At 58.6% G+C, this 23,201-nt stretch carries 21 protein-coding genes and 1 pseudogene; 12 read left to right on the forward strand and 10 right to left on the reverse strand.

Annotated features, from left to right (window positions below):
- Positions 1–2: 2 nt before the first annotated feature.
- Both HMPREF2760_RS02870 and musI read left to right on the forward strand, forming a co-directional pair.
- The gene (locus HMPREF2760_RS02870; RefSeq protein ID WP_070520468.1) at positions 3–917 is read left to right on the forward strand and encodes a carbohydrate ABC transporter permease; all 915 of its coding nucleotides are present in this window, start codon (positions 3–5) and stop codon (positions 915–917) included.
- A 26-nt stretch (positions 918–943) separates the two neighbouring features.
- The gene (gene musI, locus HMPREF2760_RS02875) at positions 944–1,585 is read left to right on the forward strand and encodes an ABC transport system MusEFGK2I component MusI (protein ID WP_070520465.1); all 642 of its coding nucleotides are present in this window, start codon (positions 944–946) and stop codon (positions 1,583–1,585) included.
- 103 nt (positions 1,586–1,688) lie between these two features.
- On the opposite strand, the gene HMPREF2760_RS02880 is transcribed toward musI, so the two are convergent.
- Positions 1,689–2,072 carry an RNA polymerase-binding protein RbpA gene (locus HMPREF2760_RS02880; protein ID WP_010186588.1) on the reverse strand — a complete coding sequence of 128 codons (384 nt, stop codon included), beginning with the start codon at positions 2,070–2,072 and terminating at the stop codon, positions 1,689–1,691.
- Positions 2,073–2,207: 135 nt separating this feature from the next.
- Here HMPREF2760_RS02880 and HMPREF2760_RS12480 point away from each other — a divergent pair, with 135 nt between their 5' ends.
- The 4 genes from HMPREF2760_RS12480 (at position 2,208) to HMPREF2760_RS02890 (ending at position 5,405) form a co-directional block, all read left to right on the forward strand.
- A complete protein-coding gene (locus tag HMPREF2760_RS12480; protein ID WP_083304474.1) occupies positions 2,208–2,567 on the forward strand; it encodes a hypothetical protein in 360 nt (119 codons plus the stop codon).
- A 3-nt stretch (positions 2,568–2,570) separates the two neighbouring features.
- Positions 2,571–3,272, forward strand: a complete 702-nt coding sequence (locus HMPREF2760_RS02885; protein WP_070520462.1) for a YceI family protein — start codon at positions 2,571–2,573, stop codon at positions 3,270–3,272.
- A gap of 12 nt (positions 3,273–3,284) precedes the next feature.
- The gene (locus tag HMPREF2760_RS12835; protein ID WP_167595735.1) at positions 3,285–3,449 is read left to right on the forward strand and encodes a hypothetical protein; all 165 of its coding nucleotides are present in this window, start codon (positions 3,285–3,287) and stop codon (positions 3,447–3,449) included.
- A gap of 585 nt (positions 3,450–4,034) precedes the next feature.
- On the forward strand, positions 4,035–5,405 hold the full coding sequence (locus HMPREF2760_RS02890) for an MFS transporter (RefSeq protein ID WP_070596583.1): 1,371 nt from the start codon (positions 4,035–4,037) through the stop codon (positions 5,403–5,405).
- Between the two features lie 338 nt (positions 5,406–5,743).
- On the opposite strand, the gene HMPREF2760_RS02895 is transcribed toward HMPREF2760_RS02890, so the two are convergent.
- The gene (locus HMPREF2760_RS02895) at positions 5,744–6,721 is read right to left on the reverse strand and encodes a bile acid:sodium symporter family protein (RefSeq protein ID WP_070520455.1); all 978 of its coding nucleotides are present in this window, start codon (positions 6,719–6,721) and stop codon (positions 5,744–5,746) included.
- A 109-nt stretch (positions 6,722–6,830) separates the two neighbouring features.
- On the opposite strand from HMPREF2760_RS02895, the gene HMPREF2760_RS02900 reads away from it, so the two are divergent.
- Positions 6,831–9,752, forward strand: a complete 2,922-nt coding sequence (locus HMPREF2760_RS02900) for an FAD-binding and (Fe-S)-binding domain-containing protein (RefSeq protein WP_070596584.1) — start codon at positions 6,831–6,833, stop codon at positions 9,750–9,752.
- Positions 9,753–9,820: 68 nt separating this feature from the next.
- Here the strand turns inward: HMPREF2760_RS02900 and HMPREF2760_RS02905 are convergent, their stop codons facing one another.
- The 6 genes from HMPREF2760_RS02905 to HMPREF2760_RS02930 form a co-directional block, all read right to left on the reverse strand.
- Positions 9,821–10,951, reverse strand: a complete 1,131-nt coding sequence (locus HMPREF2760_RS02905; RefSeq protein ID WP_070596585.1) for an ABC transporter ATP-binding protein — start codon at positions 10,949–10,951, stop codon at positions 9,821–9,823.
- Positions 10,952–10,977: 26 nt separating this feature from the next.
- A complete protein-coding gene (locus tag HMPREF2760_RS02910) occupies positions 10,978–12,288 on the reverse strand; it encodes an ABC transporter substrate-binding protein (RefSeq protein WP_070596586.1) in 1,311 nt (436 codons plus the stop codon).
- 76 nt (positions 12,289–12,364) lie between these two features.
- Positions 12,365–13,336: a carbohydrate ABC transporter permease gene (locus HMPREF2760_RS02915; RefSeq protein ID WP_070520443.1), complete on the reverse strand. Its 972-nt coding sequence runs from the start codon at positions 13,334–13,336 to the stop codon at positions 12,365–12,367.
- Positions 13,337–14,311 carry a carbohydrate ABC transporter permease gene (locus HMPREF2760_RS02920; RefSeq protein WP_070520440.1) on the reverse strand — a complete coding sequence of 325 codons (975 nt, stop codon included), beginning with the start codon at positions 14,309–14,311 and terminating at the stop codon, positions 13,337–13,339.
- A gap of 238 nt (positions 14,312–14,549) precedes the next feature.
- On the reverse strand, positions 14,550–15,269 hold the full coding sequence (locus tag HMPREF2760_RS02925; RefSeq protein ID WP_070520437.1) for a glycerophosphodiester phosphodiesterase: 720 nt from the start codon (positions 15,267–15,269) through the stop codon (positions 14,550–14,552).
- A 60-nt stretch (positions 15,270–15,329) separates the two neighbouring features.
- Positions 15,330–16,622: an SAM-dependent methyltransferase gene (locus HMPREF2760_RS02930; protein WP_070596587.1), complete on the reverse strand. Its 1,293-nt coding sequence runs from the start codon at positions 16,620–16,622 to the stop codon at positions 15,330–15,332.
- Between the two features lie 186 nt (positions 16,623–16,808).
- On the opposite strand from HMPREF2760_RS02930, the gene HMPREF2760_RS02935 reads away from it, so the two are divergent.
- Both HMPREF2760_RS02935 and thiD read left to right on the forward strand, forming a co-directional pair.
- Positions 16,809–18,152, forward strand: coding sequence for an NAD(P)/FAD-dependent oxidoreductase (locus HMPREF2760_RS02935; protein ID WP_070520431.1), 1,344 nt, complete (start codon positions 16,809–16,811; stop codon positions 18,150–18,152).
- Positions 18,153–18,251: 99 nt separating this feature from the next.
- Entirely contained in the window at positions 18,252–19,088 is an 837-nt protein-coding gene (thiD, locus tag HMPREF2760_RS02940) for a bifunctional hydroxymethylpyrimidine kinase/phosphomethylpyrimidine kinase (protein ID WP_070520428.1), read from the forward strand.
- Here thiD and HMPREF2760_RS02945 read toward each other — a convergent pair.
- Positions 19,085–19,687, reverse strand: coding sequence for a class I SAM-dependent methyltransferase (locus HMPREF2760_RS02945; protein ID WP_070520425.1), 603 nt, complete (start codon positions 19,685–19,687; stop codon positions 19,085–19,087). The genes thiD and HMPREF2760_RS02945 overlap by 4 nt on opposite strands.
- An 83-nt stretch (positions 19,688–19,770) precedes the next feature.
- Between HMPREF2760_RS02945 and corA the strand changes: the two genes are divergently transcribed.
- Positions 19,771–20,844 carry a magnesium/cobalt transporter CorA gene (corA, locus tag HMPREF2760_RS02950; protein ID WP_070520423.1) on the forward strand — a complete coding sequence of 358 codons (1,074 nt, stop codon included), beginning with the start codon at positions 19,771–19,773 and terminating at the stop codon, positions 20,842–20,844.
- Between the two features lie 4 nt (positions 20,845–20,848).
- Here corA and HMPREF2760_RS02955 read toward each other — a convergent pair whose 3' ends face one another.
- Positions 20,849–21,295, reverse strand: a complete 447-nt coding sequence (locus HMPREF2760_RS02955) for a PaaI family thioesterase (RefSeq protein WP_070520420.1) — start codon at positions 21,293–21,295, stop codon at positions 20,849–20,851.
- Between the two features lie 43 nt (positions 21,296–21,338).
- Between HMPREF2760_RS02955 and gndA the strand changes: the two genes are divergently transcribed.
- Both gndA and HMPREF2760_RS02965 read left to right on the forward strand, forming a co-directional pair.
- Positions 21,339–22,796 (forward strand): NADP-dependent phosphogluconate dehydrogenase, encoded by a 1,458-nt coding sequence (gene gndA / locus HMPREF2760_RS02960; RefSeq protein ID WP_070520417.1) that lies wholly within the window; start codon positions 21,339–21,341, stop codon positions 22,794–22,796.
- 109 nt (positions 22,797–22,905) lie between these two features.
- Positions 22,906–23,201: pseudogene (locus HMPREF2760_RS02965) on the forward strand (HNH endonuclease); the annotation flags it as partial.

Here is a 23,201-nt window from a genome sequence, read left to right on the forward strand (position 1 = left end):
TCATGACTACCAGTACTTCAGCGCAGGCCGCACCGGCCCCGAAGAAGAAGGAACACCAGCTTCCCACGGACAACCAGACCAGGATGTCCGGCGGCGCCAAGTTCATTGTCTACGCCATCCTGGTGTTCTTTACCATCGTGTTCCTTGGCCCGATTCTCTTCATCTTCATCAACTCCTTTAAGTCCAAGTTCGCTATCTCATCCGATCCTTTCTCCCTACCCATCGGTGAAACCTGGGTCGGTTTCGAGAACTTCATGGTGGGCTTGACCAAGCAGGGCTTCCTTGAAGCGACCTTGTGGTCCTTCGTCATTACGATTCTCTCCGTGATTGTCATCGTGTTTTTCTCCGCGATGACCGCCTACTACATCACGCGCGTTAAGACCTGGTGGACGAACCTTCTGTACTACCTCTTCGTGGTGTCCATGATTATCCCCTTCCAGATGGTCATGTTCCCGACGGTCAAGATTGCAGACATGCTTCACCTCAACAACCCGATCGGCATCGTGGTGCTCTACCTCGGTTTCGGTTCCGGTCTATCGGTGTTCATGTTTGCCGGATTCGTGAAGTCCATCCCCTTGGACGTCGAGGAAGCCGCGATGATCGACGGCTGCGGCCCGCTCCAGAACTACTTCCGCGTGGTGTGGCCTATGCTTAAGCCGACTGCCATTACCGTGGCCATTCTCAATGCCATGTGGGTATGGAACGACTACCTGCTGCCGTACCTGGTCATCGGCCTTTCCACCCGCTACAAGACCATCCCGGTAGTCATCCAGTCCTTCGTTGGCTCCAACGGTAACCGCGATATGGGCGCCATGATGGCGATGCTGGTTCTGGCCATTATTCCTATCGTCATCTTCTACTTCTCCACGCAGAAGCACATCATCGAAGGTGTTGCTGCCGGCGCTGTCAAGGGCTAATCCGCAGTGCGGTAGGTTAGAAAACCATGAACCGCATGCTGGGCCCCGAATCGAAGTTCTATGCTGCTCTGAGCCTCTTCGCTGACCTCGTCATCGTTAACGTTCTCCTGGTTATCACGTGCTTTCCCGTATTCACTGGGGGAATGTCCCTACGCACCGCTCACGCGGTGACTGGTCAGATGGTTCGCGAAGAAGGTTCCCGCCGCGGCTCGGCCTTCGTTCGGGGCCTTTTGACGCGTCCCGGGGTAAACACTACATGGTGGCTCATTTACCTCGCCGTAGGCGCCTTGGCCGCCTATGAATTCGCCATTATCGCAAAGGCTGAGCTCGGGACGATGGGCGTAGTGCTTCGCGCTGCGCTGGTCTCAGGCCTCATTGTCATAAGCTGCATTAGTGTGTGGTTCTTCCACCTCGATGCGCCAGGGTTGAGGTTTAGTCAACGGTGCACAACGGCCATGATGAAGGCGGTAGCGCACCTTCCGCGTACGCTTTTAGCAGTGTGCCCTTGGGCACTGCTGGTACTGTACCCACTCTTTTTCCCTGCGCAGTGGGGAGGCTACCTGTTCTTTCTCGTTGTGCTCGGTCCGGCCCTCGCAGTCTATCTCGCTGAGTTGGCGCTACAATGGCCCGAACTCAATTCCGATTCACCCGATGGCAGCGCCGCATAAGGCGCTGCGGGCAAGCCGGCCCCAAAACGAAAAATAGGGTAGTGGTATCCACTTCTTCGTGGATTCACTACCCTTGAGAATTCTATGCGGCGCGCAAAGGCTGCTAGGCCTCTCCTTCTTCCTGCGCCTTCTGCTCCTTGAGGAGGCGTGCCGCCGCGCGACGTCGCGAACGCAGATTCTCAATGCGCTCCGTCAAGAGTTCATCCAGCTCCTCAATGGAGCGACGCTCACGCAGCATGTCCCAGTGGGTCCGCGGCGGCTTCACGGGCTTGGACTCTACGCCTTCGCCCTCAACCAGAGTGCCGAGCTTACCGTTCTTGCACATCCACTCCTCGGGAATCTCCGCATCGTCAGCGAAGGGCACCTCGTAGATGTCGCCGTCTTCGGTGCGGTACTTCACCATCTGGCGCGGGGCCAAGTCGTGGTCGCGGTCGGTTTCGTAGCTCACTGCGCCCATGCGGCTGCCACGGAGTACGCGATCTGCCATGCAACATCATCCTTTTCAAGTGTTGAGGTAGGAAAGGGATCAGGGTCGACCTATATCACCCAAAGATCTATCATTATAACGAATGGCCCCTTGCCTTTGTTCCCACCCTCGGGTTAATGGGCTAAGGTGATTGAGGTGATTGGTACACAGGATCCGCAGCCCGACACGCCGCCAAGGCGCAGCCCGGCAACCTGCCAGTGGTGTGGCAAGGAAATCGCGCAGGGCGGCCGGGGTAGGCCACGCAAGTTCTGCTCGCCATCCTGCAAGCAGCGAGCCTACGAGCAGCGCCACAACGTGGTTGGAACGCCCATTCCTGCGGATGCCGTCATCCTAACTCCAGAGAAGGCTGATCGCCTCCGCGACGGCCTTTTTGAGCTGCGGTGTTGCGCTGAGGATGTTGCTACAGCGGCGTCGGAAAGCGCCAGCGCGGAAGAAATGGAAGAACTGTGTGCCGAACTGGTCACACTGGCCCGCAAGCTTGAGGAATTGAGATAGCACATGAAATCTTTACTAGGCAACCGCAAACTGATTGTCAGCATCTTCGTGATCCTGATCGTGGCCTCCACAGCGCTGGCGCTAGGGCCGCTGGCGTTCTCTCTGATTATGGGCCGGGGCGTCCACACCGAGCCCATCAACGCGGATAAGGTCCAGGCCGCTACCACAGACGTCGATGGCGAATGGCACGTGGCGCAAGGATCGGCATTTAACCACACCTCGGCAGGTTTTACTATCGACGAAATCCTCCCAGCGGATAAGCGCACAACATCCGGCTCAACCAAGCATGTCACCGGCCAGGCGACCATTCAGGACGGCATCGTTGAAGAAGCGCGCATCGCCGTGGACATGACTTCCTTAACCACGGACAAAAAGGTGCGCGATCAGAACATGAAGACGAAGCTCTTTGAGGTCACAAAGTACCCAGAATCCACCTTTACGTTGACCGAACCCGCTGACGTTTCCGCCGTGCCTGACGACGGCTCACTGGCCACCGTCCCGCTTAGCGGCGATCTCACCATCCATGGACAGACCAAGAGCGTGACCCAGGACTTCCAGGTGGTCCGCGATGGTGACACCATTATCTTAGGCGGCGATATCCCGATCAACCGCCTCGATTTTGGCATTGAAACTCCCGAGATGATCGCCGCGCGAATCTCCGAAACCGGCGAGATCAACGTCCGCGTCACCTTTGAGAAGAAATAGCCACGGTTGCTTATGAACTCTCGCCATCTCATTCCAGTCCTGTGGATCCGGCTCATCGTGCTTGCAGGGTTCGGCATCTTTATTTGGTTGCAGGAGATGAAGCTCCTTGCTGCCTTTTCGGTGGTGCTCGTAACTCTCACAGCGGTGCAGCTGGTGATCGCCTACCGTCAGCGCTAAAACTGGCACTCGCCGCAGGCACGGAAACACAGCCCAATTACGTAACAGTGACTATATATGGGCAATAGAAGAGGTCCGGCCAACTGCCACCAGGGAGGCACAGATCAAGGTGAGCGGCCGCCAATAGCGGCGCCCCCGCGCACAAACGGTCACGACCTCACATCAAAGCGCGGTGCGCAAAGCGACCACCCGGCCGTTAAAAGCTTCATCGCGTGGAACCAGCAGCACGGAGACGACCAGCAACTCGGAAACCAACACCAGTCGCCAGACGGCCGCCAAGTGTGCTTAATATTGCCCAGGGTGGCGCCCTGGTAACCCGCAGGCGAGTTGTCGCCGCACAGTCAAGGCATGGGCGTAGACCCGAACAGTGCACGTTGAAAGATCTCACTCCGCCCATTCAATATCTTATTGTCCGATAATGTACATTATGTCATTCTAACCACGCTTCCGCTCCCCAGCTTTCAACCGCTAGTCACTCGCTTTAACTTTTTCACTCAATGAGACTTTCATTTCACCCGGTGAGACGGTAGTGTTTCCTCCATAACCAATCAAGCTATTGAAATTTTCAAGGAGGGCGCCTCTCACATGACCGCCGTCAACACCACGCTGCCAAAGCCAGCGGGCACAACACAGCAACTCACCAAACGTGATCGTGTTCGTATTGCCGTGGCTTCGACCATTGGCACGACCATCGAGTTCTACGACTTCTATATTTATGCCACGGCAGCCGTAGCCGTCTTTCCTTTTCTCTTTTTCCCGAAGACCGAGGATCCCACCGTCGCCCTGCTCCAGTCCTTCGCCACCTTCGGCTTGGCCTTCATCGCGAGGCCGCTGGGGTCATTGCTCTTCGGACACTTCGGCGATCGCGTCGGCCGCAAAGCCACGCTCGTCGGTGCGCTCCTGACAATGGGCATCGCCACCTTCATCATCGGTATCCTGCCCACGTACCAGACCGCAGGTATCATCGCCCCGGCCTTGCTGGCTCTGATGCGTTTCTGCCAAGGCTTAGGCTTGGGTGGCGAATGGTCCGGCGCAGCACTGTTGGCCTCCGAAACCGCTGAGGAAGGTAAGCGCGCTTCTGCTGCCATGTGGCCACAATTTGGCGCACCTTTCGGCTTCTTCTTAGCTAACGGCTTTTTCCTAACCTTGGTTGCCACCATGGATTACTCACGCGGTGACACCACCGGCACCTTCATGGAATGGGGCTGGCGCCTCCCCTTCCTCGCGTCTGCGGTCATGGTTCTCATCGGCCTCTATGTCCGCCTGCGCTTGGAAGAAACTCCTGTCTTCCGGCAGGCCGTTGACGAAGGCAAGAAGGTCAAAACACCTATGGCTGAAGCATTCCGCATCGCCTGGAAGCCAATGATCATCGGCACCTTCGTCATGGTCGCCTGCTACACGTTGTTCTACCTGGTCACCACCTGGATTCTCTCCTACGGCATTGGTGATAAGACCAAGGAGCTGGGCCTGGGAATCCCTTACCTGGAATTCCTCGAGATTCAGCTAATCTCCATCTTCATGTTCATGATCGGCATCCCCGTATCTTCGATGCTTTCGGATAAGTACGGGCGCAAGCCAATCTTGACCGTAACCTCACTCATCATGATTGCCTTCGGCTTTAGCTTCCCCTTCTTCCTCGGCATCGACAACGCTGACCGAAACTCGGTCCTCGGATTCCTCGTCGTCGGCATGTTCATCATGGGACTCATCTTCGGCCCTATGTCCGCTGTCCTTCCAGAGCTCTTCCCCACCAACGTGCGCTACACCGGTTCCGGCATCGCGTACAACGTCTCATCCATCCTCGGTGCTGCAGTAGCACCTTTCATCGCAACGTGGCTGGTCAGCTCCTATAACGTGAATTTTGTTGGATACTATCTCATCATCGTCTGCTTCATCTCTCTCATCGCAATCATCATGATGCAGGAGCTGAAGGACCATGACCTCTCGCAGGTTTAGCCGGTCTTAAGACACATACTTCTCCCCGACTTCTTCTGGTGTTTCACACCAAAGGTCGGGGAGATTTTGGTTTCGGTTCCGTCGGCGGCTTGGCCCCGGCAGCGCCGTCCCGAAAGACACCGATTGGGGGATCCAATCGTGGGAGCACTCTGCCGCTGCTTCCAAAAGCGCAGACTAGAAAGTGCATACCTGCAGGTGGCCGTCGCTAAGCATCCGGGCAGTGCTTGGCGACGACCAGCGTTCCTGCACTTTCAGGTCTGGACAAATGGAAAGGGCGGCTAGCACAGTAGTTGCTAGCCGCCCATGAGATGCTGCTTTGTGACAGAGGCGCCTGCTAACTACGCAGCAACAGTTGCTCGCTCGGTCTGGAGTTCGTTCACAATGGGCTTGCGGCGCACGATGGCGGCGAAAATCGCTCCGGTGACATTGGCCCACACCGCGGCCACGACACCCGGCAGCGCCGCCTCCGGGGTAAAGAACTGCAGCGCCAAGGCCGAAGCCAATCCGGAGTTCTGCGTTGCCACTTCGATTGCCGTAGTACGCGCCGCCGCCTCGCGTTGACGGGCAAGCTTCGCCGAGTAATAGCCAAAAAGGAAGCCGATGAGGTTCTGAATGGCCACACCTGCGAAGACGACCAGGCCAACGGTGACGAGCTTGTCCTGCGATTGTGAAACCACAGCCATGACCACGCCTCCGATGCCGGCAATAGCTACCCACGGAAACGCCGGCAGGACCTTGTCCACTGCCTTGCTGGCGATAACGCGCAAGAGAAGCCCGAGTCCTACAGGAATGAGCACTGTCTGAACCAGCGACCACATCATGCCGGCGCCGTCGACCTCAGCGGTCTCCCCCGCCAGCCACAGCATGAGCAAAGGCGTCATAATCGGTGAGACGAGGGTCGATACCGAGGTCATCGCCACTGACAGTGCCACATCACCCTTGGCTAGGTAAGCCATGACGTTGGATGCGGTACCGCCGGGGACAGAGCCGAGGAGGATGAGGCCGACGGTGGCGGCGTCGGAAAGCCCCAGCAGTTTTGCCACGAGTACGGCGCTGGTCGGCATGATGGCAAATTGGCAGATAACACCCAAGAAGATGGGCAACGGACGCTTCGCCACGAGCGCCAGGTCCGGAATGGTCAAGGTCAGACCCATCGAGAACATGATGACCATCAGCAATTGCGAGGTGTACTGCCCTATCGGTTCAAAGGTGTTGGGGCTCATGAAAGCAACAAAAGCGCAGGCAATGATGACGATGGGGAAGATATACACGGCGAATTTCTCGCCGGTCTCCCCCTCTGTGCGTGGGTTCGTCACGGTGTTTCCTTTCCAGAAGGTGTCTCACTAGATGAATTGAGTATCTCATATGATGAACCTCACGTACCCGGTTTGACCCATATTTACTATCAAGCGATAGATTAGAAACATGTCCAAGCTACTAAGCCCCGATTCCTCTCGTTTCTCACGTCCAGCCGGCACCACAAGCCAGGCCGACGCCGTCCCCGCACGCTTCAAGAACGGCTCCCCCGCCGAACTCCTCGCGGACATGGAAGCCATCGTCGGCGCAGAAAACGTGCATGGACGTCTCAGCGACCTCGTGCGCTTCTCCTCCGATGCCGGCCCCTACCGCTCCATCCCCAACATCGTGGTCTCTCCACGCAACGCGGCGGACCTGTCTGCCTTGATGAAGTATTGCGATAGCCACGATCGCCACATGACCTTCCGCGCTGCAGGAACCTCGCTCAACGGCCAAGCTATGGGCGACGACATCCTCGTCGATGTCAAGACCCACTTCGGTGGCATGGAAGTGCGCGAGGAAGGCCGCACGTTGTGGTCGCACCCCGGCGTCATTTTGGGCGATGCCCAAGCAGTACTCTCCCGCCACGGCTTCATGCTGGGGCCTGACCCGGGTTCCACGTCCGTATGCACTATCGGTGGCGTGCTGGCGGATAACTCCGGCGGCATGCGTTGCTCCTTGGAACGCGACAGCTACCACAGCATCGAAGAGCTCATCTTCGTCCTGCCATCCGGCACCATCGTCGATACCTCGCGCGGCGATGAGGCCTTCCGCAAGCAGGAGCCGAAGCTCCACGCCGAGCTGCTGGCCTTCCGCGATAAGTTACGCGCCAACACCGAAATGGTAGAGTTCCTGCGCACCAAGTTCTCCATCCGCAACACCAACGGCCTGCGCATCGATGCCTTCCTTGACGAAGACGAGCCCGTGCACATCCTCAAGCGCCTGCTCATCGGCTCCGAGGGCATTTTCGGCGCGATCACGGAATCCATCATCCGCACGGTGAAGCTACCCCGCGTGAAGGCCACGACGTGGGTCGAGCTGCCCAATCTCCGCGACGCAGCCAATTACGTGCACCCCATCATGGAAACCGGCGCGGAAGCCTGCGAACTTCTCGTCGCCCCGGTCATGCGTCGCTCGGCCGAGCACTACTCCCACGCCCCGGAGTCCTGGCGCAACCTCGACGATGACGCCGCAGCACTCCTCGTGGAGGTCGGCGGCAGCGACGAGGCAGACCTGAACAAGGCCATGGATCGCCTGCGCACCGTGCTTGCCGACGCCCCACTACTGCGCCCCCTCGAATTCCTCACCACCGCAGAAGGAATGCGCGGCGCCTGGGAGCTACGCAATGGCCTGTACGGCCTGTTGGGTGCGGATCGCCCGAATGGCACGGCCTATATCACCGAGGACGTATGTTTCCCGCCCTCCCAGGTCGGCGAGGCAGCGGCGGATCTGCTCGATCTGCAGGCCAAGTATGGCTACCCGGAATCTGTCATGGGCCACGCAGCCTTTGGCAACCTACACTTCTTCTTCACCCCGCGTTTTGATGTCGAGGAAGAGCGCGAGTCCTATGCCGCGTTCTTGGATGACCTCGCCGAGCTGGTCATTGATAAGTACCAGGGCTCGATGAAGGCCGAGCACGGCACCGGCGTGAACATGGCTCCCTTCCTTGAGCACGAGTGGGGCACGGAGGCCTTTGAGTTGTTCTGGGAGGTCAAGAACATGATCGACCCCAAGGGCATCCTCGCGCCGAACGTGAAGCTTACGCGTGACCAGACTATCCACCTGCGCAACTTCAAGTCCTTCCCCAAGGTCGAAAATGAAATCAACCCCTGCGTGGAGTGCGGCTTCTGCGAGCCTGTCTGCCCCTCCCGGCACGCCACGGTAACCCCGCGCCAGCGCATCGTCTTGCGCCGAGAAATGGCCCGGCAGAAAGAAGGCTCGGAGGTTCTGGCTCAGCTGCAGAAGGAGTACCAGTACGACGCCGTCGACATGTGCGCGGCCGACGGTACGTGCTCTATCCCCTGCCCGATCAGCATCGATACCGGTGCGGTCATGAAGCAGCTGCGCGCGCAACAGGCCACCCCGGCCCGCGAGAAGGTGGCACTAACGACGGCACAGCGCTGGGAACTGGTGGAAAAGCTTGCCCGCGCTGGCATCATCTCCGCCAACAAGATCCCCCACAAGCCCCTCGAGCTGGGCGCCAACATGGCTCGCAACGTGGTAGCTCCCGACTTGCTGCCCACCGTCCCGGGCCCACTTCCGAAGGCCGCATCGCGCCTGCCGGAAACGCCGCGCGAGGCCGCAGGCGCACTCTACTTCCCAGCCTGTATTAACCGCATCTTCGGCCACCCAGCAGGGGCAGCCAAGGATTCCGTAGACCTGCCGCGCGCCATCGTGGAGCTTGGTCGCCGGGCTGGCCAGCCAGTGTGGATCCCCGAAGATGTCGCGGGCGATTGCTGCGGCACCCCATGGTCCTCCAAGGGCTACAAAGAGGGATTTGAATATCAAGCTCAAAAGATCGTTCGCGACCTCTGGCACTGGTCGGAACACGGCCGCCTGCCCATCGTGGTCGATGCTGCCAGCTGCACCCACGGGTTACTCGATTCGGTTCCCGAGGTGCTCTCCCCCGCTGACCGCGAGCTCTGGGAGGACTTAAAGATCCTCGATGTCGTGGAGTGGCTGCGTGATGAAATTGCACCACACCTGCCAATCGTGAAGAGCATGGGCAGCATCGCCGTCCACCCGACGTGCTCGACAGACCACATGGGGATTAGCCAGGACCTCCTTGACTTGGCCAACCTCTGCGGTGACGCCCAGATCCCTGAGGGCGCGATGTGCTGTGGCTCCGCCGGCGACCGCGTCATGCTTCACCCGGAGCTTGTTGAGTCCGCTACCCGCGAGGAGCGCGCTTCTCTCGACGCCGAACACTTCGACGCGTACGTCTCCGATAACCGCACCTGCGAGATGGGTCTAGAGATGATTGCGGGCAAGACCTATGACTCGATTGCAGTGCTGTTGGAGAGGGCTTCCCGTCCGGTCGTCACTCCATAGCACCATGCCGGTGGCGGCACCCCTCGTGGGAGCCCCGCCACCGGCACGTCAGTCGTGGCGGAAGCAGCTTAGAGATAGTCGTAATTGATTTCGGTGTCTGGGGCGAAGAACACGCAACCTCCCTTAATCGGGCGCAGGTAAATCGTGTCTCCCTGGTGCACGGCAATGCCGCGCGGCACCTTCACAGTGATCCGGTCACCGCGGACTGCGATGACGTCGTCCGCCGATTCCTCCCGGCCGCCGTAGACGTACAACTCGGAGCCAAGGTGCTCCACAATGTCGACCCGAACTGGTAGACCATATTGCTCACCGGGTTGGTTCACGCCAACGATTTCCCAGTTCTCTGGGCGCACGCCGACGATGACGCGATCCGATGCCACCTTCGCGGCCTGCTCCGGCGGCATGTAGTAGTCCAAAGCATGGTCCTTGCCGCCGACAACGCGACCGTCGACGAAGGGGACGTTGTCGATGAGAGTCATAGCCGGCGAACCGATAAACGTCGCCACGAACGAGTTACCCGGATTCTCATACAACGTGTTCGGCGCGTCGACCTGCTGAATGATGCCTTGTTTGAGAACGCACACGCGGTCCCCCATGGTCATCGCTTCAGTCTGGTCGTGGGTGACGTAGACCGTGGTGGTATTGAGCTCGCGCTGCAGCTGCAGGATTTGTGCACGTGTGGAGACACGCAGCTTCGCATCCAAGTTAGACAGCGGCTCATCCATGAGAAAGACCTTGGGCTGGCGAACTATAGCGCGTCCCATCGCCACGCGCTGGCGCTGGCCGCCCGACATCGCGGAAGGCTTGCGATCAATGAGGTCTTCCAGTTCCAACATCTTGGCGGCATTATTAACGCGCTTTTCGATGGTTGCCTTATCCACCTTGGCGTTCTGCAAAGCAAAGGCCATGTTCTGGCGCGCTGTCATGTTGGGGTACAGCGCATAGGATTGGAACACCATAGCTACATCGCGATCCCGCGAGCGGGCTTCAGTAACGTCAACCCCGTCGATGAAGATCTGGCCTTCGTCGATTGGCTCAAGGCCAGCGAGCATGCGCAATGTCGTAGATTTGCCGCAGCCCGAAGGCCCGACGAGTACTAGGAACTCGCCGTCCTTGATATCTAGGTTTATGCGGCTAACCGCCGGAGGCTTCTTCGGATCATAAATCCTGGAAGCTTGACGGAATTCAACTGTAGCCATGGTGTCCTTTCAAACTATCCGAAGTGTTACTTGAGCTTCGGGGTGATGTCGCGGTCGATAACGCTCTGGGTCTCCTTCTGCAGGTCACCGAATGCGGACTCCACGTCCTCATTGCCTACGGTGATGCGATCGAGAACACCACCGATACGCTGGCCGCCGCCTGGTACGAAGACGCGAGCATAGTCCTGCGGCTTGGTGTTCTCGTTGAGCTGCTCGATAGCGGTCTGCGCGTTCGGGTTCTCCTCCAAGAACTTCTTCTCTTCCGGATCGTCCAAGGCGTCCTTGCGCACCGGCATGTAACCCGTCTTCTGGGAGAACTTGATGGTGTTCTCGGTATTAGTCAGGAAGTCAATGAACTTAACCGCGTTAGCCTTGCGCTCGTCAGAAATGCCAGCCGGCACGGCCAGTCCGGCACCGCCAGTCGCTGCCGAAGGACCAGGGCCCGGCAGGTAGGTGGTGATGAACGGAATCGTTGCCGTCTCCTTCAGGCCACCCAAGGAACCGGTGGACTCCAACAGACCGGAGGCCTTGCCGGAGCCGAATGCGACGGTCGGGTCAGTGGAGATTTCGATATGCCCAGCCTTGACTTGCTCCTGCAGGAACTTACCTGCCTCGATGGACTCCTTCGAGGTAAAGTTCGGTTCCCACTCATCAGAGTAAGAACCACCGAAGGCCCAAATCATGCCCTGGAAGTACCAGTCGAGATAGCTGGAGCCATCCGGAACAGTAACAGCCGGCTTGTTGAGCTTGTCCTTGATCTTGGTAGCCCACTCGTCGAACTCTTCCCAGTCCTTCGGGCCACGATCGGTAGGAAGCCCCGCTGCCTTGAGGTCATCGGTGTTCCAGTACATCAGGTTCGTGGATCGGGAGTACGGCACGCCGTAGTGCTTGTCCTTGTACTTGTAGTCTTCACGCAGGGTATCGACGTAGCTCTCCGAGTCAATGTCGTTCATCTCCCAGAGGTCATCGAGCGGCGTGGTGGCCTCATTCAGTGCGAAGTTGAACCAGGTGACGTCGGAGGCAACGAGGACGTCAGGCAGATCGCCGCCTGCGAGGGCAGCATTGAAGCGCTGCGCAACTTCCTCATAGTTGGATCCCGCGGTGACCAGCTCAACCTTGAGATCCGGGTTTTCCTTCTCAAACTCATCAATGAGCTCTTGCTCTAAGTCGCGCGAGGATCCCGGGTGATTGGACCAGAAAGTAATAGTGTTGGCATCGCCGCCATCCTTGGAGCCGCTTCCTGCAGTGGTCGAGCCACCTGCGCAGGCGGTCAGAGACACGGTGGTCAGCAGTGCTGCACAAACGGCAGCGATGCGAGTAGAGGTCTTACGAGACATGGTGGAGGTTCTCCTTGAAAAGTGAAGAATATGGGGGACTTGAGTGAGTTGGGCGTTGAGATAGCAGGCGGTCAGACTAACCCTTGACTGCGCCCGCAGTCAGGCCCTTGATCATCGGCTTCTGAAGAATGAGGAAGATAATGATCATGGGCAGAGTTGTCAGCACGGTGCCGGCCATCACCGGCGCCCAGTTTGTAACGCCTTCCGCATCCTGCAAGCGGGTCAGGCCCACCGGCAGCGTGGCGGCAGCCGGTGTATCCGTAATCAGGAAGGGCCACAAGTATTGGTTCCATTCATTGACCACGGTAATGAGGACAAACGCAGACAGCGTTGGCCACGACATTGGCAGGACCACTCGGAACAAGGTGGTAAAGAAACCTGCTCCGTCCATGCGAGCGGCCTCGAGAATTTCCGGGGGCAATGACTGGAAGTGATTGCGCATGAGGAAGGCACCGAACGCCACGCCCGCCAGTGGGATGATGACGCCAGCGTAGGTATCTCTCCAACCCCATGACGCAACCAGCGAGTAGTTCGAAATAATGGTGATCTGGTTGGGAACCATCAGCGAGGCGATGATAAGCAGGAACAGTAGGTTTCGGCCGGGGAAACGAATGAATGCGAAGGCATAGGCAGTCAGAACGCCGAGGACTACCTCTACCACCGTCAGGATCAGAGTGATGATGACGGAGTTTTTCAGGTAGCTCGAGAAGCCAGAGGTCTGCCAGACGTAGGAATAGTTCTCCGCCTCGAGCGGATTAGGCCAGAAGGAAATTGGATCCGAGTACACGTCCTGGAAAGACTTGAAGCTGGTGATGAAAATAAAGTACAGCGGCACCATAATCATCAGCACTGTCAGTACCAAGGCGATGTAGCCGATGACCTTCGTCGCTGGATGACTGTGATCAATTGGCTCGCCTTTGCGTTTTCGCTGGGCATCAGTAATGACCGGCGCTGCGAGGGATTGGGAGCCAGGAACGGGTGGCAGTTCGCCTTTGGCTTGCGGGAGACCTACCTGGACGGAAGCCGGAATTGCGTTGCTTTCGGACATTTACTTATCCATCCTTTCCTGCAACTTAATCTGCAGCACCGTAATGACAAGCACTACGAGGAACATGATGGTGGCTACGGCTGCGCCATAGCCGGCGCGGTTGTTGATGAAGGTTTCCTGGTACACCTGGAAAACCATCGTGGAAGTTCCGTAGCCGAACGGTCCACCACCGGTCATCGCATTGATGATGTCGAAGACCTGGAAGGAATTGAGCAGCACGGTAATCAACAAGAAGAAGGTGGTGCCGCGAAGCTGCGGCAGGACCACACGGAAGAAGTGTCGCGCGGCCGGGGTACCGTCAATCTCCGATGCTTCGTCAAGATCACGGCGCCGTCCTTGCAAGGCAGCCAGATAGATAACGAAGACGTAGCCTACGTTTTTCCAAATATAGGTCACCGTAATCATGAACAGCGCCCAGTTCTGTTGTTGGTAAAAGTTCGGCACATCGACCCCGATGATCCCCAAGAAGTATTGGATGAGGCCGTAGTTGGGATCAAAGACAAACTGGAAGGCCACGCCAATCGCCGCACCTGCGATGACGTAGGGAGCGAAGACTATCGAACGCACCGCAGCGCGACCAAAAAGCTTTTGGTCCAGCAGCAATGCCAGAGCCAGTCCCAAAACCATCGAACCGGCCACCGCGAAGAAAGTAAAAACGACAGTGTTGAACACCACGCGTCCGGTATCCGGTGCTTGGAACCAGTCGATGTAGTTCTGAAGACCGACAAAGGTCATGGTCGGCGATGAAATATTCCAGTTAAAGAAAGAGATGCGAATGTTATCGACCAACGGCCGATAAGTGAAAAGAACGAGAAGGAGAAGGTTCGGGCCAACGAGCAATGCCGCAAGACCGATCTGTTTCCAATCGAGCTTCCGTTTGCGTGGATGACGCGCGAAGTCCTCGGAGACGACCGGCTTCTCAGTGACTGCAGGGATCGCAGCCGTTAGCCCGCTTGCCGGGGTGGAAATTGCCATGCAGAAGAAACTAGACCAAGGCAGTAAACAAAAAGTTTATTGAAAGTATTGACTTGATAAACAGCAGGAAAATTTCCGGAGCCGAGCACTCGAAAACCCATGCTGCGCGTGGGGAACATCACAAGCAACACAATGGAAGACCTCACATCACGTTGCGTTAATGAGAGAACTCCGCCATCTCTTTAGATAGACCATTTCGGTCCATGACGGATCAGATGAGGATGTAGCCTAACGCTGGCTAACTGCGCGAAAGCACGTCGATTGCCAGCTCTGGCAGGTCGGTTGCCATGAGCGATACTCCGTTTTCGCGGCACCACTCCATGTCCTTTGGCAGGTTCACCGTCCACACGTAGGACGGGGCATCAACACCGACAAAGAAGTCGGCGTCCCTCCGCGCTTGGTGAATCGAAGGCCCAAATCCCGTTGCACCCTCGAGCATTTCCGGGACTCCCTCATCAGGTTCAAGGAGAAGGAATGACCGCAAGGACGGCAAGAAGTGTCGAAACCGAGCAATTGCTTCGGGGTTGAAGGAGATCAGGCTAAACCGTGGGTCGGCATCGAGCTGTCGGCCGCGTAGGACTTCCGCTACCGATTCCTCAAGGCGTGCACCAAAAGGAGACGGATGCTTCGTCTCTATGAGCAGCTGCTTTCCGGGGTAAGACATGACGAGGTCCACGAGTTCGTCGAGAAGCATGATGCGTTGCGGATCCCCGTGGGTACCGAAATTGAGTGTGCGCAGCTCCTCTAGGGTCATGTCGCCAACAGCGCCGGCGCCATCCGACGTCCTGTCCACCGTCTGATCGTGGATAACTACGACTTCTCCGTCTTTGGTTAGGTTGACGTCGCACTCCACACCAGCCACGTCGAGTTTGAGGGCTTCTTCGAAGGACCGGAATGTGTTTTCGGGGTACCAGCCGTTATAACCTCGGTGCGCGATAATTCCTGGGCGCTCTGACATACTCTTATCCTCCGGGCGGCAAAGTGAATTGTGACGTTGGCGCCGCCCCAGTGTAGACCGCTAACGCCGGCCGCCGCGGTGGCGGTGGGTCGCCACCACGTGCACGGCATCCAGCATGCCCAGGCTGAGCACCGCCTCGCGCAGGGCAAATTGGAAGGTCCACAGGCGTCGAAAGACCTGATCGAACCCGGCTGCCCCGGCTTCGCGGTGGCGGCCATCGAAAAAGCTGCGCTGGTAGCGAAGCGTTTCGAGGTAGTGGCTTCCGGTGTGGGTTTGCGCGATGATTCGCAGGTTGGAACGCTTATCGAAGAGCCTATGGGTTTCTTCCAACAACGGGTATTCCAAGCCAGGCCAGATATAGGCACGCAGAACCTGAATCGCCGAACGAGCCGCCGGAGTCATCGCATCCGTGGCAAAAAGCGAAGCTAAAGCCAGACGCCCGCCACTGACCAGCGAGCGGTCCAGCATCTCGACATATCGGCGGCGTTCCGGCGGCGAAAGCGTCTCCAGCTTTTCGACGCTCACTATCGCGTCATACCGCCCGCGCCACTTCTTTGGGTTGGGCAAGGCCGTCTCTATGCCCTGCACGTGAACCGAATCAGCGGCGCCTTCGAGAAGCAGTTGCTCGTCGAAAAGCGCCTTCTGCTCCGTGTCGCCCGTAAGCACGTCCACCGTGGCGCGCCGGGCCACCGCCTGAACCGCTACTTGCAGCCCAGTGGCTGGGTAGACCAGGAGGTGGGTTCCGGCGCCGGTGCGGGTGGCGTCGAGAAGCCACTGCGCAGCGCGACGCTGTGCGTCGCCCAAGTCCTCGCGGTCCGTTGATGCCGGCTCGGTCACCGTGGTTACATCGACGAAGTGCTCTTTGGGTTCTTTTCTGCCCGCACGCGCGCTATAGCTACGCACCGCCTCGCGCACCGTAGTGGGTACGCCACTTGCAAAAATGCCGCCCGAATGGCTCAACGAGTCACCTGCGTACAGTTTCACAACGTCAAGGGGTAGTTCACCAGGGCTCGATGTCTCCACGGCAAGCTCCTTGGCCTTCGGCCGATAACCCACCCCCACCAGCCGCGTGAGGACTCTGACAAGGCGCTCAGAATCGGGAGTTGTCCACTCGCCAGCCATATAAGACTCGGCCAGGCCCAGCCAGCCCGAATCGGCGATGCGGGAGAAAAGGGCGTCGTGAAGCACGGTGACATCTGGGTCTTCGCCGTCCAGCTCTACCCCAGCCTTGGAACAGGCCTGCGCGAACTCCGCCTCAGCCCGGCCAGCTTTCATACGCAGTAGGCGCGGTGAAGGGACAGTAGCCACACCGGGCCACACCGCAGCATCGATCGAAGCCAAGTGGGGATACACGCTCAAGTCAGCCTTCCTCATCGCACGCATGTGTCCTCCCAGACTAAAGCCAACGGGGCCCGCGCGGGTGGAGGCGCGGCCCAAAAAGCCAGTTAATAACCCATAAAGTATGCATGTACCGCTAGAAAGGTTTAGACTGACTCGGGTAAAATAATCTGGCTTTCTTAAGGAAGGTAATCAAACACCATGGCGCAAACTCCCCACCGTCCTAGTAACGGCCGCCACCACGTCGTTGTTATCGGTGCCGGCTTCGGCGGTATCAACGCCGTCAAGAAGCTCAAGGACGCGGATGTTGAGATCACCCTCATCGACAAGAAGAACCACCACCTCTTCCAGCCGATGCTCTACCAGGTAGCCACCGGCGTCATTTCCGCCGGCGAAATCGCCCCGTCTACGCGTCAGATCTTGCGTCACCAGGACAACGTTAACTTTGTCAACGGTGAGGTCACCGACGTCAATATCAAGGATCAGACCGTCACCGCGGAACTCGATGGCGCTGTTCGTACCTACGGCTACGACTCCCTCATTGTGGCAGCCGGCGCTGGCCAGTCTTACTTCGGCAACGACCACTTCGCCGAGTATGCCCCGGGCATGAAGACGCTGGATGATGCCCTAGAGATCCGCTCCCGCATTATCTCCGCTTTTGAGAAGGCGGAGCTGGAAGAGGATCCTGCAAAGCGCGAGAAGCTGCTGACCTTCGTCATCGTGGGCGCTGGCCCGACCGGCGTTGAGCTGACCGGCCAGATTGCCGAGCTGGCACAGCGCACCTTTGCTGGCGAATACTCCAATTTCGGTTCCTCCTCCGCCAAGATTTACCTCTTGGACGGCGCTCCGCAGGTCCTTCCGCCGTTCGGCAAGCGCCTCGGCCGCAAGGCTCAGCGCACGCTGGAGAAGCTGGGCGTTGACGTGCGCCTCAACGCCATGGTTACCGACGTCACCGCTGACGCCGTCACCTACAAGAACATGAAGACCGAGGAAGAGGTCACCATCGAGGCCGCGACCAAGATCTGGTCCGCAGGTGTCGCCGCTTCCCCGTTGGGCAAGGTCATCGCTGACCAGGCTGGCGTGGAATCCGACCGTGCCGGCCGCGTCTCCGTTAACGAGGACCTCACGGTTGGCGAGTACAAGAACGTCTACATCGTCGGCGACATGATTTCCCTCAACCGCCTTCCGGGCGTGGCCCAGGTGGCCATCCAGGGCGGCAACCACGTGGGCAAGCTCATCGAAGCCAAGATCGATGAAGAGTCCACCGCGAACGAAGCCGAGCCGTTCGAGTACTTTGACAAGGGCTCCATGGCCGTTATTTCCCGCTTCAACGCCGTCGTCAAGCTGGGCAAGACCGAGTTTGCTGGCTTCCCGGCGTGGATCTCCTGGCTCGGCCTGCACATCTTCTACATCGTTGGCTTCCGCAGCCGTACCCTCGTGGCGCTGCACTGGATCCTCAACGCCTTCTCGCGCGACCGCGGCAACCTGGAAATCACCCAGCAGCAGCGCGTCGCTCGCAACGTCATTGACCGCGACCTTCACTAAGTTCTACGCGCTTTAAGGGAGAGAGGAATCATCCTCTCTCCCTTTTCTTTGGCCACATACGGTAGAACGGAAGAAGTCCCTAGCGTAAAGGAGAAAACCGTGAACCGTCCTGCCCTGCCTCGCGTCCTCAGCATTGCTGGCACCGATCCCACGGGAGGGGCGGGAATTCACGCTGACCTCAAATCCTTTGAGGCGGCCGGCGCCTATGGCATGGCAGTGGTGACGGCCCTCGTCGCGCAAAACACGCAAGGGGTGCGCGCCATCCACACCCCTCCGGTGGAATTCCTGCGCGAACAACTGACAAGTGTGAAGGAGGACGTGACTATCGACGCCCTCAAGATCGGCATGCTCGGCTCGGTGTCCATCACCGAAACGGTGAGCAAGTTCGTCTCTACCCTGCCCGAGGGGGTTCCCATAGTCTGCGATCCGGTCATGGTCGCCTCCAGCGGCGACCGCCTACTCGAACGGGAGGCGGAGCGCGCTGTGCGCGAACTCGCCCGCCGCTCCACCGTGGTCACGCCGAACTTGCCGGAGCTCGCTGTCCTCGCGGACGTCGCACAGCCGCGCATCCTCGAGGAAGCAATCGATATCGCCATTCAGTGGGCTCACGACAATGGGACCTGGGTCGTGGTCAAGGGCGGACACCTCGACGGCGCCCAAGCCGATAATGCAACGGTAAGCCCGTCCGGCGCGGTAACCCGCGTGCCCTGCCCGCGGATTAACACGAAGAACACGCACGGCACCGGCTGCTCGCTCTCCTCCGCGCTCGCAGCACGTTTAGGAGCGGGGGAAACACTCGACGAGGCATTGGTATGGGCCACCGAATGGCTCCACGAAGCGATAGAGAATGCTGATGCGCTTCACGTCGGTCGCGGGCGCGGCCCCGTTGACCATGGTCACCGGCTGCGGCGCCTCGCCGCAGGCGCGCAGCGCTAACCCAATAGGTCTGCGCCGGGGCGGGTAAGCACGGCCACCATGAAGGTGGAGTTCTCCTTAAAGACCTTCATGTCCCAGGATGCGAAGATGAAGTCGACTCGGTAGCCCACCGCGCGGGCGAGGTCGAGGAATTCATCGAAGCCCCAACCACGACCTTCGCCAAAACCAACGACGAACCGACCACCCGGGCGCAAAGCGTTGAAGACGTTGCGCAGAGCGGCCTCACGTCCTTCGATGGCAATGAAGGTCATCACGTTGCCCGCAGCCACAGCGATATCAAAGTTACCCTCCGGGATTTCCTCTTCCGAAAGGTCCCCCACTTCCCAACGGGCCTCCGGATAATCATTGACCGCATGCTCGATCAGGATGGGATCGACGTCCACGCCCAACACCGTGTGGCCGCGCTTTGCCAACTCACCGCCGAGGCGCCCGGAACCGCAGCCGGCGTCGAGGACGCGGGAGTGGCGTTCACTCATGGCGTCGATAAGCCGGGCTTCCCCATCGATGTCCTTGCCCTGGGCCCGAAGTGTCTTCCACTTCCGCGCAAAGTTATGGGAATGGGCGGGATTCGCTGCAGTAACTTCTTTCCAGGTAGGCATGACAACGATTATATGCCCTTACAGGTGTAAGCTTTAGCCGCCATTACAAAACGCCTATACGAAACGAAGGAGGCTGAGACACGATGCCATCTGTACCGTCACCATTCAAGCCACGCAAGAAAAACACTTCTGACGACAGTGCTCCGAGTTTTTCCGTTCCCGTCGAACGTGCCATTGAGCACTGCCGCGTGTTCGTCGATGGCGAGGCTCTTCCCGGCGAGTTTTCGCCGCACAGCGCGCTGCAAACCGTGGAAGAGTACGGACGCGGCTTCGTGTGGGTAGGCCTCTACGAGCCGCTCGAATCACAGATGACGAAGGTGGCGGCTGAGTTTCGTATCCACGAGCTCATCGTCGAGGACGTCGTCCAAGCTCACCAGCGCCCGAAGCTGGAACGCTACGATGACCAGCTGTTCGTGGTGGCGCGGTCGGTGAACTACCGGGATCACGACGAGGTAGCCGATAAGCGCCAAATTATTTCCACTGGTGAGATGCAGATGATCATCGGTGACACATTCATCATCACGGTGCGTCACTCGGCGAAGCTACCCAACTTGGCCTACGTGATCGATGATGAGCAGGACCTCGTCGAACAGGGCCCCGTGTCCCTAGCGTGGAAGATCCTAGACATGATGGTGGACCGCTATTCGGAGATCTGCCGCCTCATCGCCATCGAGGTCGACGAGCTCGAGGAAGAAATCTTCACTCCGAATTCGCTGCCGAACATCGATCGCATCTATATGTTCAAGCGCGAGATTCTGGAGATGAAGCACGCCATCGTGCCGCTTTCGCCTGCTTTGCGCTCGATGGTCTCTGACCACAAGGACCTCATTCCGAAGGCGATTCGCTCCTACATCAGGGACGTCAACGATCACCAGCTGGTGGTCCAGGACCACGTGTCGGGGTTCGATGAACGCTTGACCTCGCTTATCGACGCCTCCGTGGCCAAGATCAGCATGCAGCAAAACTCCGACATGCGCACGATTTCCGCGGTGGTTGGTATGTGGGCCGCACCAACGCTTGTCGCGGGTATCTACGGAATGAACTTCGATGTCATGCCGGAGCTGCATTTTCCTTGGGGCTATTACGGCGCAATCGGCCTCATGGTGTTAGTCGTGGCCGGAATGTGGTGGTGGTTCCGCCGCAACAACTGGTTGTAAGAGGCTACTGCACCACCATCGTGCGCAGCGTGGACGCGGCGAGGAGCACATCCCCCTGGCTGATCTTAACCTCCCACAGCTGCGTGCGGCGCCCCTTGTACAGCGGTGTAGCAACGGCGGTCACCGTGCCCGAAGCCACCGGCTTGAGGAAATCCGTGTTGTTGTTGACACCGACAACGGGCTTGCCTGCGAGGATTAGGCTGCCGACGGATGCAGTCGATTCCGTAATTGTGCAGTACAGACCCCCATTTGCAACGCCCCAAGGCTGGTGGTGATCTGGGACGACTTCCACCTCAGATCGAACCTCGTCTGCAGAAATGTGCGTGTAGCGCAGGCCAATAAGCCCTGCGAGCCCCTGCGGGTTGGAGTTGATCAACTCGAGTTCTTCCGCGTTGAGCGGACGCGACTGGGAAACGGCCAAGAGCTTTTCAAAGATTTCAGAGTGGTTCATGCCACAACAGGTTAGTGGAATTCGGTGACGTAGGATGGTGAACATGACTCAAAGTGCTGAAAAGACAGATCTCGCTCAGATTGGCGTTGTGGGGCTTGCTGTGATGGGCTCCAACCTTGCGCGAAACTTTGCTCGCAACGGCAACACGGTCGCGGTGTACAACCGCAGCCCGGAAAAGACTCGCGCGCTCATCAGCGAGCACGGCGATGAAGGAGCGTTCATTGCCTCCGAGAACGTCGAGGACTTCGTTGCCTCCCTCGAGCGCCCGCGTAAGGCGATCATCATGGTTAAGGCTGGCGCGGCTACTGACGCCGTCATCGAGCAACTCACCGAAGCCATGGATGAGGGTGACATCATCATCGATGGCGGCAATGCACTGTTCACGGACACCATTCGCCGCGAGAAGGAGGTGGCCGCTAAGGGCCGTCACTTCGTCGGCGCAGGCATTTCCGGTGGTGAGGAAGGCGCGCTCAATGGCCCGTCCATCATGCCTGGTGGCCCAGCTGAGTCTTGGGAGACCTTGGGACCAATCCTCGAGTCCATCGCCGCTAATGTCGACGGTACTCCGTGCGTGACCCACATCGGACCCGATGGCGCTGGCCACTTCGTCAAGATGGTGCATAACGGCATCGAATACGCCGACATGCAGGTTATCGGTGAGGCTTACCAGTTGCTTCGTTATGGTGCGGGCATGGAACCGGCTGAAATCGCCGAAGTCTTCCGCGAATGGAACGCCGGAGACCTAGACTCCTACCTCATTGAGATCACCGCCGAAGTACTAGCACAGAAAGATCCGGAGACAGGTGCCCCGCTTGTCGACGTCATCGTGGACGCCGCCGGTCAGAAGGGCACCGGCCGCTGGACCGCCATTAATGGTCTCGAGCTGGGCGTGCCGATCACCGGCATTGCGGAATCCGTTTTCGCGCGTGCGCTCTCTTCTGCCACTGCTCAACGTGCAGCTGCCCAGGAAGGCCAGCTGCCTTCCGGAACCATTGCCGAGCTCAATGTGGACAAGGCTGAGTTCGTCGAAGACGTTCGCCGTGCACTGTATGCCGCGAAGCTCATTGCCTACTCCCAGGGCTTCGATGAGATCAAGGCTGGCTCCGAGGAGTTCGGCTGGAACGTGGACCCACGCGATTTGGCCACCATCTGGCGCGGTGGATGCATCATTCGCGCGAAGTTCCTCGATCGCATCCGTGAGGCCTACGACAACAATGCCGACCTGCCTGCCTTGATTCTGGACCCGTACTTCAAGGGCGAGCTGGAGAACCTCATCGACCCCTGGCGTCGCGTCGTGGTTACTGCAACGCAGCTGGGCCTGCCGGTTCCGGTGTTTGCCTCTTCCCTGTCCTACTACGACAGCTTGCGCGCCGAGCGCCTCCCAGCTGCTCTGATTCAGGGCCAGCGCGATTTCTTCGGCGCCCACACCTTCAAGCGTGTGGACCGCGAGGGCACGTTCCATATCGAATGGTCAGGTGACCGCTCGCTTACCGAGATGTAGCTGCTAAGCCCCTCCCCTGAGGGGCTTTTCTTATCCCTCCGCTACCCGCGACCAGAATTTTTCTTCTTCCGGTTGCGGGGTGTAGAGACCTGTTTTAGTCTCTGTGCTCATGGGGGATATTGAAACCTACATCCGCCTTCGCAATTCGGGGATTGCGCTGGTGGAAAACATTCCTGGCTCACCCGACGAGCTCCGCGCGCTCGGCGCGGATGCCTCCGATGCCACTGAGCTTGCAAACCTTAACCAGGTGTATTTCGGTCCCACCCGCTTTAGCGGCAAACAACGCAAAGCCCGTACCGCAGCCCTTCAACAACGCCACAGCCTCGGCACCCTCACACTCATCGAGTCCTACACCGCGAAGGTGAAGAAAACCCTCGACGCCTGGAACCTGCGAATCAAACTCGC

Origin of the sequence: Corynebacterium sp. HMSC065D07 (assembly GCF_001810695.1) — a bacterium.
In the GTDB taxonomy this organism is placed as follows: Bacteria; Actinomycetota; Actinomycetes; order Mycobacteriales; family Mycobacteriaceae; genus Corynebacterium; species Corynebacterium hesseae.

Bases quoted from the DNA above. Each gene is read 5' to 3' on its own strand.
- HMPREF2760_RS02870 (WP_070520468.1), top strand. From the start codon at position 3: ATGACTACCAGTACTTCAGCGCAGGCCGCACCGGCCCCGAAGAAGAAG.
- musI (WP_070520465.1), top strand. From the start codon at position 944: ATGAACCGCATGCTGGGCCCCGAATCGAAGTTCTATGCTGCTCTGAGC.
- HMPREF2760_RS02880 (WP_010186588.1), bottom strand. From the start codon at position 2,072: ATGGCAGATCGCGTACTCCGTGGCAGCCGCATGGGCGCAGTGAGCTAC.
- HMPREF2760_RS02885 (WP_070520462.1), top strand. From the start codon at position 2,571: ATGAAATCTTTACTAGGCAACCGCAAACTGATTGTCAGCATCTTCGTG.
- HMPREF2760_RS12835 (WP_167595735.1), top strand. From the start codon at position 3,285: ATGAACTCTCGCCATCTCATTCCAGTCCTGTGGATCCGGCTCATCGTG.
- HMPREF2760_RS02890 (WP_070596583.1), top strand. From the start codon at position 4,035: ATGACCGCCGTCAACACCACGCTGCCAAAGCCAGCGGGCACAACACAG.
- HMPREF2760_RS02900 (WP_070596584.1), top strand. From the start codon at position 6,831: ATGTCCAAGCTACTAAGCCCCGATTCCTCTCGTTTCTCACGTCCAGCC.
- HMPREF2760_RS02905 (WP_070596585.1), bottom strand. From the start codon at position 10,951: ATGGCTACAGTTGAATTCCGTCAAGCTTCCAGGATTTATGATCCGAAG.
- HMPREF2760_RS02910 (WP_070596586.1), bottom strand. From the start codon at position 12,288: ATGTCTCGTAAGACCTCTACTCGCATCGCTGCCGTTTGTGCAGCACTG.
- HMPREF2760_RS02915 (WP_070520443.1), bottom strand. From the start codon at position 13,336: ATGTCCGAAAGCAACGCAATTCCGGCTTCCGTCCAGGTAGGTCTCCCG.
- HMPREF2760_RS02920 (WP_070520440.1), bottom strand. From the start codon at position 14,311: ATGGCAATTTCCACCCCGGCAAGCGGGCTAACGGCTGCGATCCCTGCA.
- HMPREF2760_RS02925 (WP_070520437.1), bottom strand. From the start codon at position 15,269: ATGTCAGAGCGCCCAGGAATTATCGCGCACCGAGGTTATAACGGCTGG.
- HMPREF2760_RS02935 (WP_070520431.1), top strand. From the start codon at position 16,809: ATGGCGCAAACTCCCCACCGTCCTAGTAACGGCCGCCACCACGTCGTT.
- HMPREF2760_RS02945 (WP_070520425.1), bottom strand. From the start codon at position 19,687: ATGCCTACCTGGAAAGAAGTTACTGCAGCGAATCCCGCCCATTCCCAT.
- corA (WP_070520423.1), top strand. From the start codon at position 19,771: ATGCCATCTGTACCGTCACCATTCAAGCCACGCAAGAAAAACACTTCT.
- HMPREF2760_RS02955 (WP_070520420.1), bottom strand. From the start codon at position 21,295: ATGAACCACTCTGAAATCTTTGAAAAGCTCTTGGCCGTTTCCCAGTCG.
- gndA (WP_070520417.1), top strand. From the start codon at position 21,339: ATGACTCAAAGTGCTGAAAAGACAGATCTCGCTCAGATTGGCGTTGTG.